Annotated in this window: 10 protein-coding genes; 2 read left to right on the top strand and 8 right to left on the bottom strand. The window is 72.4% G+C overall.

The annotated features are described in order from the left end of the window. Positions 1-62: 62 nt before the first annotated feature. Positions 63-1,448 carry a hypothetical protein gene (locus AB0D28_RS04865; protein ID WP_357382260.1) on the top strand — a complete coding sequence of 462 codons (1,386 nt, stop codon included), beginning with the start codon at positions 63-65 and terminating at the stop codon, positions 1,446-1,448. Between the two features lie 311 nt (positions 1,449-1,759). Here AB0D28_RS04865 and AB0D28_RS04860 read toward each other — a convergent pair whose 3' ends face one another. Further along, on the bottom strand, positions 1,760-3,238 hold the full coding sequence (locus AB0D28_RS04860) for a glutamate--cysteine ligase (RefSeq protein ID WP_357382258.1): 1,479 nt from the start codon (positions 3,236-3,238) through the stop codon (positions 1,760-1,762). Between the two features lie 254 nt (positions 3,239-3,492). Next, the gene (locus AB0D28_RS04855) at positions 3,493-4,074 is read right to left on the bottom strand and encodes a YceI family protein (RefSeq protein WP_357382256.1); all 582 of its coding nucleotides are present in this window, start codon (positions 4,072-4,074) and stop codon (positions 3,493-3,495) included. Between the two features lie 101 nt (positions 4,075-4,175). Between AB0D28_RS04855 and AB0D28_RS04850 the strand changes: the two genes are divergently transcribed. Beyond that, a complete protein-coding gene (locus tag AB0D28_RS04850) occupies positions 4,176-4,667 on the top strand; it encodes a MarR family transcriptional regulator (protein ID WP_357382254.1) in 492 nt (163 codons plus the stop codon). A 239-nt stretch (positions 4,668-4,906) separates the two neighbouring features. Here AB0D28_RS04850 and AB0D28_RS04845 read toward each other — a convergent pair whose 3' ends face one another. The 6 genes from AB0D28_RS04845 to AB0D28_RS04820 form a co-directional block, all read right to left on the bottom strand. Next, entirely contained in the window at positions 4,907-7,441 is a 2,535-nt protein-coding gene (locus tag AB0D28_RS04845; RefSeq protein ID WP_357382252.1) for a helix-turn-helix domain-containing protein, read from the bottom strand. Between the two features lie 101 nt (positions 7,442-7,542). After that, on the bottom strand, positions 7,543-8,691 hold the full coding sequence (locus AB0D28_RS04840; RefSeq protein WP_357382250.1) for an acyl-CoA dehydrogenase family protein: 1,149 nt from the start codon (positions 8,689-8,691) through the stop codon (positions 7,543-7,545). Between the two features lie 117 nt (positions 8,692-8,808). Then, positions 8,809-10,341, bottom strand: a complete 1,533-nt coding sequence (locus AB0D28_RS04835; protein ID WP_269703242.1) for an acyl-CoA carboxylase subunit beta — start codon at positions 10,339-10,341, stop codon at positions 8,809-8,811. Between the two features lie 193 nt (positions 10,342-10,534). After that, a complete protein-coding gene (locus tag AB0D28_RS04830; RefSeq protein WP_357382248.1) occupies positions 10,535-11,455 on the bottom strand; it encodes a hydroxymethylglutaryl-CoA lyase in 921 nt (306 codons plus the stop codon). A gap of 42 nt (positions 11,456-11,497) precedes the next feature. Beyond that, positions 11,498-12,832: a biotin carboxylase N-terminal domain-containing protein gene (locus AB0D28_RS04825; protein ID WP_357382316.1), complete on the bottom strand. Its 1,335-nt coding sequence runs from the start codon at positions 12,830-12,832 to the stop codon at positions 11,498-11,500. Between the two features lie 77 nt (positions 12,833-12,909). Continuing rightward, positions 12,910-13,524, bottom strand: a complete 615-nt coding sequence (locus tag AB0D28_RS04820) for a helix-turn-helix domain-containing protein (RefSeq protein WP_357382246.1) — start codon at positions 13,522-13,524, stop codon at positions 12,910-12,912. Between the last annotated feature and the right edge of the window lies 1 nt (position 13,525).

Raw genomic sequence — 13,525 nt, 5'->3', positions numbered from 1 at the left:
AAGTGGTCACGGTCCGTCGCTACGACTCGCCGCGCCGACCTCGGGACGTTACGCTCCCCGGCATGGTCAGACGGGGCTGGGGAGGATCGACAGCCGCCGCGCTCGGCGTCGCCGCCGGCGCGGGCGCCGCGCAGCTCGGTTTCGGGTACGGGCTGGGCATCATCGACTGGTCGCCGGCCGGTGCGGTACGGGACGAGGCGGCGTGGGTGGCGAGCCTCGCGTGGGCGACCTGGATCGCGGCGACCTCGGTCATCGTCGGTGCGGTCTGCGCCCAGCGCCTGCGCGGCCACGACGAGGAGCCCCAGGGCGCGCTGCCCCGGCTCGGCCTGGCGCTCGCCGCGGGTGCCGGCGCGCTCGTCACCGTACTGCTGGTGGCGGTTCCGGCGCGGGCGGCCCGGGTGCCGGACGTCTCCTCGCCGCAGGCCGTCGCCGCCGCGTACGCGGGCGCCGGGCTGGTGCTCGGCGTGCTGCTGGCCGTCTGGGCACTGCACACCCGTGCCGCCGCCACCAACCTGATCGCCACCACCGGCTGGCTCTGGCTGCTCGCCGTGGTGTCCGTGGTGGACGGTGTGGTGGCCGGCCGTGGCCTGACCACCGCCCAGCTCGGCATCTGGCAGATCAGCGCGGACCGTGGCGCGTTCTGGATCCGCGACTACTTCTACTGGCCCGGTGCGCTGCTGTCGGTGCTCTCCGCCCTGGTGATCGGCCTCGTGGCGGCGCGGCGAGCCGCCCGCGCGCCGGAGATCCGGGTCGGCGCGGCGGCCTCCGGGGCGGCCGGACCACTGCTCGTCGCGCTGGCGTACCTGCTTGCCGTACCGCGCCTGGCCGGGATCGCCGCGGAGCAGTTGTCGGCCCATCTGATCGCCCCGTACGCGGTGATCGCCGGTGTCGGCGGCTCGATGGTGATGGCCGCGCTGGCCCAGCGCTCCGAGCGTCGTGGCACCGAGCGGACGGCCGTGCCCCGCCAGCGCACCGGCGAGCCGGACCCGATCAGCGCGGAGGCCGAGCCGGTCAGCGCGGACCCGGCCGCGCCGGACGCGCCGCCGGACAGGTCGGCATTGGCGTCGGCCAGGTCGGCACCGGACCGCTCAACGTCGGCCACGTTGACGTCGGACCGGTCGACGTCGCCGCCCTCGGACGAGGCGGCCGGGCCGGCACCCGACCCGTCGCCCGTTCCGAGCCGGGATGCGGCGGCGCAGGACGGACCGGACGTGACGTCCGCCCGGACCGAGTCGGAGCGGGGTCGCGTGACCCGGTCCACCAGCACCGGCCGCCGCAGCCGAGCCGTCCCGCCGCAACGGCAACCCGAGACACCGCTCGGCCCCACCCGGTCACGCGACGAACCGTCCACCGACGAGCCGGACCCGACCGACCCGTCCCCGTCGGCCTCACCCGGCCCGACCGACCCACCCCCTGCCACCGGAACCCCCCGCCGCCGGGGCCGTTGACCCTCACCGCGATCTTGGAGTTGTGGCACCTCACAGACCTCGCATTTCGGGAGGTTCGAGGCGTCACAAGTCCAAGATCGACGCACCCAGTCCCCGCCCGCCGAGATCTTGGTATAAAACGGCCCCCATAGGGGCCCCCATAGGGGCGCTCTTCTACCAAGATCTCCACCGATCCCAGCCGCACCGACGTCACCCCCACCACTCCCGGCGATCTTGCAGTTTCGGCCCTCGTCAACTGCGCGAATCGGGCACCACGAGGGCCGCAAGTGCAACATCGCGGGCTGCGGGGGACGCGCGGCGGGGCGGGGGAGTCAGTCGACCGGCCAGGTGTGGACGGGCTCGTTGCCGCGCTGGAGTTCGGCGTACCGCTTGACCATGTGGTGCAGCGCGGCCTCCCGGTCCAGGCCCCGGTGCCGCTCGGCCGTCCACACCGTCTCGGTCTGCCAGACCGCACCGTTGCGGCCGGTACGGCAGCGGCCCTCGATCACGCCGAGCAGGCGGTCCCGCTCGGCCGGGGCGACACCGAACCGGTCCAGCCCTTCGGCGGCCACCGGGAGCAGCGTGTCCAGGACGAGCTTGGTGACCGGCACGTCGCCGAGCCGGGGCCAGTGCAGGACCGCCTCGATGCCGCGCCGGGCGGCGGCGTGGAAGTTCTCCTCCGCCGAGCTGAACGTCAACTGGCTCCAGATCGGACGGTCCGACTCGGCGAGACCCCGGGCCAGCCCGAAGTAGAACGCCGCGTTGGCGAGCATGTCGACAACTGTCGGCCCGGCGGGCAGCACCCGGTTCTCCACCCGCAGGTGCGGGCGGTCGTTCATGATGTCGTACACCGGGCGGTTCCAGCGGTAGACGGTGCCGTTGTGCAGTCTCAGCTCACCGAGCTGGGGCACGCCGCCGGCGTGCAGCACCTCGACCGGGTCCTCCTCCTCGCAGATGGGCAGCAGCGGGGGGAAGTAACGGACGTTCTCCTCGAACAGGTCGAAGATCGAGGTGATCCAGCGCTCGCCGAACCACACCCGGGGGCGTACGCCCTGGGCCTTCAGCTCGTCCGGGCGGGTGTCGGTGGCCTGCTGGAACAGCGCGATCCGGGTTTCCGCCCAGAGCTGCCGGCCGTAGAGGAACGGCGAATTGGCGCCGACGGCGACCTGCACGCCGGCGATGGCCTGGGACGCGTTCCAGTAGTCGGCGAAGCTGTCCGGCGCGACCTGGAGGTGGAACTGGAGACTGGTGCAGGCGGCCTCCGGCGCGATCGAGTCGGTGTGCGTACGCAGCCGCTCGACGCCGTTGATGTCCAGCTCGATGTCCTCGCCCCGGGCGCCGACGATCTGGTCGTTGAGGACGTGGTACCGCTCGTTCGTGGAGAGGTTGTCGGCGACCAGGTGGCGCTCGGTGAGCGTGGGGAGGATGCCGACCATCATGATCGTCGCGTCGGACTTGGCGGCCCGCTCGTCGGCGCGGCTGAGGCTGCTGCGCAGGTCCTGCTCGTAGTCGGCGAAGCCACTGCCCTCGATCAGCCGGGGCGAGGCGTTCAGTTCGAGGTTGAACTGTCCCAGCTCCGTCTGGAACAGCGGGTCGGCGATGTCGGCCAGGATCTGGTCGTTGCGCATGGCCGGTTCGGCGGCGGCGTCGATGAGGTTCAGCTCGATCTCCAGCCCGGTCATCGGGCGGTCGGCGTCGAAGCCGAAGTCGTCGAGCATCAGCGCGAAGACGTCCAGGCACCGCCGCACCTTCTGCCGGTAGCGGACCCGATCCTCGCGGGAGAAGGCGCCCTGCTCGACGTCTCTGCCCATGTGTCCTCCCGGCGCCGGTGCGACGGAACCGTACCGTTCCGCAACGCATTGTGAACCATTCGCGTGATGGGCGTAAGTGCGCCCGTGCCGTCGTCCTGCTGGACGGGCGACAGGTCTGCACCTGTACCCCGTCAACGCCGTCACCAGCACATCCGTCCGGAGAACTTCACGTGACGATTCGCACCGCCGGGGCGTACGCGGGAAGGGCCCGCACCGTCGGCGGACGGTGCGGGCCCCACGGGCCGGTGCCGGGCTCAGCCCTGGCGGATGGCCTCGCCCTCGATCTCGATCTTGATCTTGCGGCCGACCAGGACGCCGCCGGTCTCCAGCGCCACGTTCCAGGTCAGACCGAAGTCCTCCCGGTCGATCTCGGTGGAGGCGGAGAAGCCGAAGATGTCCTGCCCGAAGGGGCTGCGGCCGACGCCCTCGAACTCCACCTCCAGCTCGACCTGGCGGGTCACGCCCTTGATGGTCAGCTCGCCGGCGAGCACGAACTCGTTGCCCTCGCGGGACTTCACAGCGGTGCTGCGGAACTCCAGCGTCGGGTACTGCTCGGCGTCGAGGAACTCCGGGCTGCGCAGGTGCGCGTCACGGTCCGCCTGGGCGGTGTTGATGCTGGCCGCCTGGATGCTGGCGGTGACCGAGGACTGCATCGGGTCGTCGGCGACGGTGATGGTGGCGGTGGCGTCCGCGAACTCACCGCGTACCTTGCTGACCATCATGTGCCGCGCGACGAAGCCGACGCGCTTGTGCGCGGCGTCCAGCACGTAGGTGCCGGGGGTGGGGATGGTGAGACCTTCCCAGTCGCGGGTAGTCGCCTCGGTGCTGCTGGTCATGATGCTCTCCTCCGGAGAAGAATGTTTAGGTGCCCAACGACTGACTAAGCAACTATAGTCTAGGCAATATTCCCTGTGTCAAGTGTTGCTAGGATGGTGGCGTGGATCAGAACGTGTTCGACGACCCCCGGATCACTGCCGTCGGCCTGCTCGTCGAGGCGCACGCCGGGCTCGCCGCCCGGTTCGCCGCCCAGTTCGAGGAGCACGGCCTCTCACCGGTCGAGTTCGAGGTGCTGACCCGACTCGCCCGCTCACCAAACAACCAGTTGCGGATGACCGACCTGGCCGCACAGACCTCGCTCTCCACCAGCGGTGTCACCCGCGTGGTGGACCGGATGGAACGGGACGGGCTGATCCGCCGGCGGGCCTGCCCGTCGGACCGGCGCAGCTCCTTCGCGGTGGTGACCGCCGCGGGGCTGAGCAGGCTGGACGCCGTCCTTCCCGGCCATCTGCGGATCATCGAGCAGTGGTTCACCAGCCAGCTCGATCCGGAGCAGCTCGACGGGCTGCTGGACGGGCTGCGCCGGGTACGCGACGCGGTCCATCCGGGCGCCACCGCCGGCAGCACCGAGCTCGCCCAGGACGTCGCCTGACCGCCTGCGGCCGTTCGACGGCTACCCGTCGGTCACCGGCAGAATGACCGGCAGAATCAGCCGAGCGGACGGACAAAGCAGCACAAGGTATCGCGAATCGGCGGTCAGACCTCGATAGTCTTCCCGCAGCGCGGGGGGCACCGGGGGGTGCTGGCGCGAGCGTGGAGCGAGGGGCAGCACCAGGGGGCTACTTCGCTCGTGCCACCCCCGCGCCCTCCACCGCCCCACGCCGGCAGCGCTCATCGCCCCCGGCGGGCCATCAGGGAGAACAGCAACTCCTCCTCCTGCGGCAGCAGGCTCACGCCGGTGACCCGCCGTGCCGCGTCCAACCGGTCAAGCACACCAGGGTCGGCGGTGCTGACCGCCAGCCCCACGAGCGCCTCGACCAGATCCCGCCGGTCGGCGACACCCTCGGCCGCGTCGGCCGCCGCGGCGAACCACTCCGCCGCCAGCTCCCGATCCCCCCGGCGCAACGCCACATGTCCCTCGATCAACCCGCGCAGCGCGTCGCCGGTGCGGGCGTCCCCGGCCGAGCCGGGCGCGTCGAGCGTCTCCACCGCCGGTGGCCGGCGACGGTCCGGCACCGCGCCCGACGGCCACAGCTCGGCCACGGTGGCCAGCGCCTCGTCCGCCCGCCCGGCATGGGCCAGGGCCAACCCGACCGCGCCGATCGTCCGGCGCCGCCGCCCGGGATCGCCCAGCTCCGCGAGCGCGGCAGCCACCCGGCGCCCCTGCTCGACCGCCTCGGCGTACCGGCCCTCCAGGCGGGTCAGCTCGGCCTGATCGGCCCGCGCCTGCACCCGCAGGCGCTGGTCACCGCACTGCGCCGCCAGGCGGTCCACGGTGGCCAGCCGCCGCCGGGCGCCGGCCAGCCTCGCTTCGCGTACGTCGTGCCAGGTGAGGTGCGCCTGGGCCACAGCCATCTCGCGTACCCGGTGGTGCCGGGTGGCCGCCGCCAGCGCGGCCTCGGCCTGCGCGCGGGCCTCGTCGTGCGCGCCGAGCCGGGGCAGGAGCGCGCAGAGCACCGACCGGGCGGACAGCTCGCCGGTCACGTCGCCCGCCTCGGTGAAGATGACCAGGGCGGCCCGGGTCGCGGCCAGTTCCTCCGCGCCCGCGCCGTGCTCGACTGCGAGCCGGGCCGCGCCGAGCATGGCCCAGGCCCGCAGCGTGGGCCGGGCGTCCGCGGTACGCGGATCGGCGAGCAGCCCGCGCAGCCGCTGCCGGCCGGCGACGTCCCGCCCGCGCAACCGCCACCATCGTGGCAGTGAGGCGGCGAGCAGGAGAGCCGTCTCCGGCGCGTGCTCCGCGGCGTACGCCAGCGCGGCGGTGATGTCGCTCGTCGCCTCGTCGAGGACGTGCACCGCGCCGGCCATCCGTGGGCCCACCAGCCCCGGCGCGGTGCGGTTGACCAGACCGGCGATCACCGAGGCGTGGCGCGACCGGATGCGGTGGGTCTCACCCTCGACATCGGCCTGCTCGGCGGCGAAGTCACGGACGGCGTCCAGCAGGCGGAACCGGAACCGGCCGGTGCCCCGGACGCTCAGCAGGCCCAGCTCGCGCAGCCGGTCCAGCATGGGCGCGGCGTCCCACCGCCGGCCGCCGTCGGCGAGCAGTTCCTCGGCCAGCTCGACCGACCAGCGGTTACGGAACGCGGACAGCCGCCGCAGCGCCGCCCGGTCGGCGGACGCGAGCAGGTGATAGCTGGTCGCCACCGCGTCGCGCAGCGTCACCGTGCCGGTGGACGGGCCGGCGGGCTCCCAGCCGGGGCGCACGCCGGTGAGGTCCAGGACGCGGTCGCCGTAGCGGTCGAGCAGCTCGGTGACGTCCAGGATGCGTCCCCGTGCCGCCATCAGCTCGATGGCCAGCGGCAGTCCGCCGAGCCGGCGCACGAGCGCGGCGAGCGCCGGCAGCTCGGCCGCTGTGGGTGGTTCCCGGCGGACCTGGGCGAGCCGGGCGGCGAACAGCGCCGCCGCCGGCCAGCCGTCCAGGTCGGTGGCGTGCTCGGGATCCACGCCGGTCGGCGGCACGTCGAGCGGCGCGACCGGCCGGACCATCTCGCCGGGCAGGCCGACCGGGCGACGGCCGGTCGCCAGCACCCGCAGCGTCGGCGCGGCGGCGGTCAGCGCGCGCAGTGCCCCGGCCACCGCAGCCGGTGCCCGGTCCACCGCGTCGACGACCAGCAACGCCCGCCGGTCGCCGATCCGGCAGGCGAGGTCGGCCAGCCGGTTCACGCCGAACATCGAGGTCGACGCGGCGAGCACGTCGGCGGTGTCCGAGCCCTCGCCCACGAGCACTCCGGCCACGCCCGCCGGATGCCGGGCCGCCACCGCGTGCGCGACCGAGACGGCCAGCGCGGTCTTGCCCACCCCGGCGAGACCCACCAGGCTCACCACCGGGTACGCGTCGAGCAGGCCGGACACCTCCGCCGCGTCCCGCTCGCGCCCCAGCAGGGGTACGGGTTGGGGCAGCGCGACCGGCGGATCGTCCGAGGCACCGGTGGCGGGTGGGCGGGACGCCGCGGGCCGGGCGGTGTCCACGAACTCCCGCCGCCGCTCACCGGTCAGACCGAGCGCGTCGGCCAGCAGGTCGACTGTGGTGCGCTGCGGCCGGGTGGCGCGGCCCCGTTCCAGATCGCGGACCGTCCGTACGCCGACGCCGGCCCGGTCCGCCAGCTCGGCCTGGGTCAGGCCGACGGCGAGCCGGTGCCCGCGTAACAGTTCGGACAGACCGGCGCGACCGCCCGGGCCCCGCGCACGGTCATGATCCGGAGTCATGGGCACGAAGAGTACGGATGGACTCCGACGCTCCACAGCCCATCGTCAACCACCCGACCGTCCATCGCCGTTATCCGACAGGACGAGGACGCGGGTGAATGTCACATGCCGAGGTCGCGCGCGATGATCATGCGCTGCACCTCGCTGGTGCCCTCACCGATCTCCAGGATCTTGGAGTCGCGCCAGAAGCGGGCCACCGGGTACTCGTTCATGAAGCCGTACCCGCCGTGGATCTGCGTCGCCTCGCGTGCGTTGTCCACGGCCACGGTGCTGGCGTGCAGCTTGGCGATGGCCGCCTGGCGCTTGAACGGCTCACCGGCGAGCATCCGGGCCGCCGCGTCGTAGTAGGCCAGCCGGGCCGTGTGCGCCTTCATCTCCATATCCGCGATCTTGAACTGGATGGCCTGGTAGTTGCCGATCGGCTGACCGAACGCCTGGCGCTCCTTGGCGTACTTGATCGACTCGTCGACGCAGCCCTGGGCCAGGCCGACGGCGAGCGCCGCGATGGCGATCCGGCCCTCGTCCAGGATGCGCAGGAACTGGGCGAAGCCCCGGCCGCGCTCGCCGAGCAGGTTGGCCGCCGGCACCCGGCAGTCGTCGAACGTCAGCTCGTGGGTGTCCGAGGCGTTCCAGCCGACCTTCGAGTAGCCGGGCGCGACGGTGAAGCCGGGCGTACCCGACGGCACGATGATCGTGGACAGCTCCTTGCCGCCGTCGGGCCGTGTACCGGTGACGGCGGTGACGGTGACCAGCGCGGTGATGTCGGTGCCGGAGTTGGTGATGAACGCCTTCGAGCCGTTTATGACCCACTCGTCGCCGTCCAGGACCGCGCGCGTCCGGGTGCCGCCCGCGTCCGAGCCGGTGCCCGGCTCGGTGAGCCCGAACCCGGCCAGCGCCTCACCGCTGAGCAGCCTCGGCAACCACTGTGCCTTCTGCTCCTCGGTGCCGAACCGGTAGATCGGCATCGCGCCGAGCGACACCGCCGCCTCCAGCGTGATCGCCACGCTGGAGTCCACCCGGGCCAGCTCCTCAAGCGCCAGGCAGAGCGCGAAGTAGTCGCCGCCCATGCCGCCGTGCTCCTCCGCGAAGGGCAGCCCGAACAGGCCCATCTTCCCCATCTGACGGACGATCTCGTACGGGAAGGTGTGCCGCTCGTAGTGCTCGGCGATGGTGGGCGCGACCACCTCGCGGGCGAATTCCCGGACGCTCTCCCGCAGCGCCTGCTGCTCCTCGTCGAGCCGGAAGTCCATGTCGATCCTCCTGGAAAGGGCGGGCCGCCGGGCGCTCGTGACGCCGGGAGCGGCTGAAGCGTTAGGAGGGGCCCCTTTACATGCACCAGGCGTTAAGAGGGGCCCTTCCTTACCGGGTCAGACGGGGGTGACGCCGTGGCGGCGCCGGGAGAAGTGCCGCTCCTTGCCGCGCGCGGCGGCGAACCGGCGTACCAGCTCGGCGCGCAGCTCGTGCGGCTCGACGATCGCGTCCACCACCAGCTCGCTGGCGAGGCGGACCACGTCGATGTCGCGCTCGTACTCCTCGCGCTTCGCGGCCACGAAGGCGGCCCGCTCGGCCTCGTCGGAAATGGCGGCGATCTTGTTGGCGTAGACCGCGTTGACGGCGGCCTCCGCGCCCATCACCGCGATCTTCGCGGTGGGCAGCGCGATAGTGGCGTCCGGCTCGAAGCCGGGACCGGCCATCGCGTAGAGACCCGCGCCGTACGCCTTGCGGACCACCACACAGATCTTGGGTACGGTCGCCTCGGAGATCGCCGTGATCATCTTCGCGCCGTGCCTGATGATGCCCTGCCTCTCCACCGCGCTGCCGACCATGAAGCCGGGCACGTCGGACAGGAACAGCAGCGGCACGTTGAACGCGTCGCAGAGCTGCACGAACCGGGTCGCCTTGTCGGCCGAGTCGACGAAGAGCACGCCGCCCTTGAACATCGAGTTGTTGCCGACCACGCCGACGACCTCGCCGTTGAGCCGGCCGAACCCGATGGTCAGCTCCTTGGCCCACAGCGCCTGGATCTCGAAGAAGCTGCCGGAGTCGAGCAGGCCCTTGACGTACCGGCGCATGTCGAACGCCTGCCGCTCGCTGGCCGGCACGAGCGCGGCCAGGTCGGCCTTCTCCGGCGCGGCCACCGCCTCGGCGGCGGGCGGGTCCTGCTTCCAGTTCGACGGCAGGTACGACAGGTAGGTCCGCACCACGTCGAGCGCGTCGTTCTCGGTCTTACAGAGGAAGTGACCGACGCCGGACTCGGCGCAGTGCACCTTCGCGCCGCCCATCGCCTCCAGCGTGGTCTTCTCACCGGTGACCATCTCGACCATCCGGTCGGAGCCGAGGTACATGCTGGCGTTGCCGTCCACCATGGCCACCACGTCGCAGAACGCCGGGATGTACGCCCCGCCCGCCGCGCTCGGCCCGAACAGCGCGCACACCTGCGGAATCGAGCCGGAGGCGCGGACCTGGTTCCAGAAGATCTTGCCGGCGCCGCGCCGGCCCGGGAACAGGTCGACCTGGTCGGTGATCCGGGCACCGGCCGAGTCGACCAGGTAGACCATCGGGACGCCGGTCGCGTACGCCCGCTCGATGATCCGAATGATCTTCTCGACGGTACGCGCGCCCCAGCTGCCGGCCTTGACCGTGGAGTCGTTCGCCATCAGGCAGACCTGGCGGCCGTCGATGGTGGCGGTGCCGGTGACCACGCCGTCGGCGGGCAGCCCGTCGGCCATGGCGTTCGCGTAGAGCCCGTCCTCGACGAAGGAGCCCTCGTCGACCAGGTAGGCCACGCGCTCGCGGGCGAACAGCTTGCCCTTGGCGGCGTTTGCCGCGTGGTACTTGTCCGCGCCGCCGGCGCGGGCGCGCTTGCGTAGCTGCTCCAGAGCCTCACCGTCGAGCGTCACGCCGACTCCCCGTTGCCACCGCCCGCGCAGGGCGCCACCGACCTGAACGATCGTTAGGCTACCCCACCGGCCCGGCTCCCGGCGACCCTGCCACGCCCCCGACGCTCCCCCGTGATCAAGGAGTTCGCGTCCTCATCCGGGCCCCCGGAGGACGCAAACTCCTTGATCAACGAGAGGCAGGGGCAGGTCAGGGTCAGGTGGGGAGGGGGGTCAGGCGGGAGCGAGGACCGGCTCGGAGGACTCCGGACGGAAGCTGCTTGCCCACCAGGGCCTCGGCCAGCTCGGCGGCCTCGACCAGGGCGTCCAGGTCGATGCCGGTGTCGATGCCCATGTCGTGCAGCATGTGCACCGCCTCCTCGGTGGCCAGGTTGCCGCTGGCACCCGGGGCGTACGGGCAGCCGCCCAGGCCGCCGACGCTGGCGTCGAACTCGGTGACGCCCAACTCCATCGCGGTGAGCATGTTCGCCAGCGCGGTACCCCGGGTGTTGTGGAAGTGCAGCAGCACCGGCAGGTGGGCGTTACGGTCCCGGACCGCCGTGACCAGTTCGCGGACGCGCCGGGGCGTACCCATGCCGGTGGTGTCGCCGAAGGCGACGCGGTCCGCGCCGTCGCGGGCGACGCGGTCGACGATCGCGGCGACCCGGCGGGGGTCCACGTCGCCCTCGTAGGGGCAGCCGAAGCTGGTCGCCACGATCACCTCGGCGGTGGCGCCCGCGCCGTGCAGCAGGTCGATCAGCTCGGCGATGTCGTCGAGCGACTCGTCGGTGGAGCGGTTCACGTTGCGGCGGTTGTGCGTGTCGCTGGCCGAGACCACCACCTCGATCTCGGTGAAGCCGGCCGCCAGCGCCCGCTGCGCGCCACGGGTGTTCGGCACCAGCGCGGAGTAACGCACGCCGTCGACCTTCTCCGCCCGCTGCCACACCTCGTCGGCGTCGGCCATCTGCGGGATCGCCTTCGGGTGGACGAAGGAGACGGCCTCGATGCGCCGCACGCCGGTGCGGGACAACGCGTCGAGCAGCCGCACCTTGGCGTCGGTGGGAATGGGCTCCTCGTTCTGGAGGCCGTCGCGGGGACCGACCTCACGGATGCTCACGGAGTCCGGAAGTTGCGCCATCAGGTTCACCTCACTTCAGTCGAGCGTGACACCGAGATGGCGTCAGCGCATCCGGGAGACGATGCCGGTGTCGTAGTCGCCGGAGAGGAACTCCGGGTTCTCCAGCAGCTCGGCGAAGAACGGCAGGTTGCACTTCGGGCCGGCGATCTCGAACTGGGCGACCGCCGCCCGGGCCCGCTCGACCGCCTCCTCGCGGGTAGCGCCACTGACGATCAGCTTGGCCATCAGGCTGTCGTAGAACGGCGTGACGGTGTTGCCGGCGACGTAGCCGGAGTCGACACGCACGCCGGTGCCGGTCGGCTCGTTCCAGGTGGTGATCGCGCCCGGGCCGGGCAGGAACCGCTTCGGGTCCTCGGCGTTGATCCGCAGCTCGATGGCGTGGCCGCGCGGGGTGAGCGCGTCCGGGTCGAACGTCGGCGCCAGGCCGGACGCCACCCGCAACTGCTCCTCGACCAGGTCGACGCCGTAGACGTACTCGGTGACCGGGTGCTCGACCTGAAGCCGCGTGTTCATCTCCAGGAAGAAGAACTCCTGCGTCGAAGGGTCGAGCAAGCACTCGACGGTGCCCGCGTTGCGGTAGCCCACCGCCTCGCCCGCCCGTACCGCCGCGGCCAGGAACCGCTCGCGCAACTCGGGCGAGACCGCCGGGGACGGCGACTCCTCGACCAGCTTCTGGTTGCGCCGCTGCACCGAGCACTCCCGCTCGCCGAGCGCCACCACCCGGCCGTCGGCCAGGCCGAGGATCTGCACCTCGACGTGGCGCACCCGGGGGAAGTACCGCTCGATCAGCACCGACCCGTCACCGAACATCCGCTCGGCGAACGCACGGACCTTGTCGTACTCGGTGCGCAGCGCCGTCTCGTCGGCGGCCACGCCCATGCCCATGCCGCCGCCACCGGCGGCGGCCTTGACCATCACCGGGTAGCCGATCTCCGCGGCGGCCACCGCCGCGGCCAGGTCGGTCGCCGGTTCGGTGGTGCCGGGCGCGACCGGGACCCCGGCCGCCGCCATCAGGTTCCGAGCGTTGATCTTGTCGCCCATCGCGCTGATCGCGTCCGCGCCGGGCCCGACCCAGATCAGGCCGGACCCTTCGACGGTACGGGCGAAGTCCGCGTTCTCGGACAGGAAGCCGTAGCCGGGGTGGATCGCCTGCGCGCCGGTGCTACGGGCGGCGTCGAGGATCGCCTCCACGTTGCGGTAGCTCTGCGCCGGGTTCGCCGGGCCGACACAGACCGCCTCGTCCGCCTCGGTCACGAACGGCAGCCCGCCGTCGGCCTCCGAGTGGACGGCGATCGTCCGGATCCCGAGCCGCCTGCCGGTACGGATGATCCGCCGCGCGATCTCCCCCCGATTCGCGACCAACAACGATTCGATCATCTTCTGCACGGACGTGACCCCTTCTCGACGCAAAGCCGGGGTCTCTTCTTAACACGCGTTAAGGTGCGCGCGGCGTGTCAGGCCGGATCGGTGGGCGCGAGCAGGGCCGCGAGGGTCGCGCCGCGCAGCAGTTCGGCCCGGCGCCGGCGGTCCACCTCGCCGCCGAGGAACGGCGTCGAGTTCATCAGGCCGAACGCCGCGTGGGCGAGCACCCGGGCCGCCCCGTCGGGCAGGCCGGGGTGCAGCGCGGTCAGCACGGTCACCCACTCCTCGACGTACATCCGCTGGAGCCGGCGGATCCGGCGGCGCGGCTCGTCCGGGAGGCGGTCCAGCTCGTGCAGGTGCAACGCGATCACCGCCGGATGGGCCAGCGCGAACTCGACATGGAAGTCGATCAGCGACTCCAGTGCGGCACGCGGATCACCCGGGTGGCCGGCGGCGCGGTCCCGCCCGCCCGCGAGCAACCCCTCGCTCACCGGGATCAGCGCGGCGGCGAGCATCGCCTCCTTGCCGGCGAAGTGGTGGTAGAGCGCCGGCCCGGTGACCCCGGCCGCCGCGCCGATGTCGTCCATCGACACACCGTGGTAGCCGCGCGCCGCGAAGAGGCCGACCGCGATCTCCAGGATCTCGTCCCGCCGGGACCGCCGCCGGGCCGCACCCGCCGCCCCCCGTGCCTGCTGTTCCACCGCCACC

Source organism: Micromonospora sp. NPDC048169 (genome assembly GCF_040652815.1).
GTDB lineage: Bacteria > Actinomycetota > Actinomycetes > Mycobacteriales > Micromonosporaceae > Micromonospora.
The sequence above is the reverse complement of the archived record's forward strand: the minus strand, read 5'-3'. Positions and strand labels throughout refer to the sequence as shown.

Coding starts and splice junctions, on each gene's coding strand:
- AB0D28_RS04865 (WP_357382260.1), top strand. CDS start 63: ATGGTCAGACGGGGCTGGGGAGGATCGACAGCCGCCGCGCTCGGCGTC.
- AB0D28_RS04860 (WP_357382258.1), bottom strand. CDS start 3,238: ATGGGCAGAGACGTCGAGCAGGGCGCCTTCTCCCGCGAGGATCGGGTC.
- AB0D28_RS04855 (WP_357382256.1), bottom strand. CDS start 4,074: ATGACCAGCAGCACCGAGGCGACTACCCGCGACTGGGAAGGTCTCACC.
- AB0D28_RS04845 (WP_357382252.1), bottom strand. CDS start 7,441: ATGACTCCGGATCATGACCGTGCGCGGGGCCCGGGCGGTCGCGCCGGT.
- AB0D28_RS04840 (WP_357382250.1), bottom strand. CDS start 8,691: ATGGACTTCCGGCTCGACGAGGAGCAGCAGGCGCTGCGGGAGAGCGTC.
- AB0D28_RS04830 (WP_357382248.1), bottom strand. CDS start 11,455: ATGGCGCAACTTCCGGACTCCGTGAGCATCCGTGAGGTCGGTCCCCGC.
- AB0D28_RS04825 (WP_357382316.1), bottom strand. CDS start 12,832: ATGATCGAATCGTTGTTGGTCGCGAATCGGGGGGAGATCGCGCGGCGG.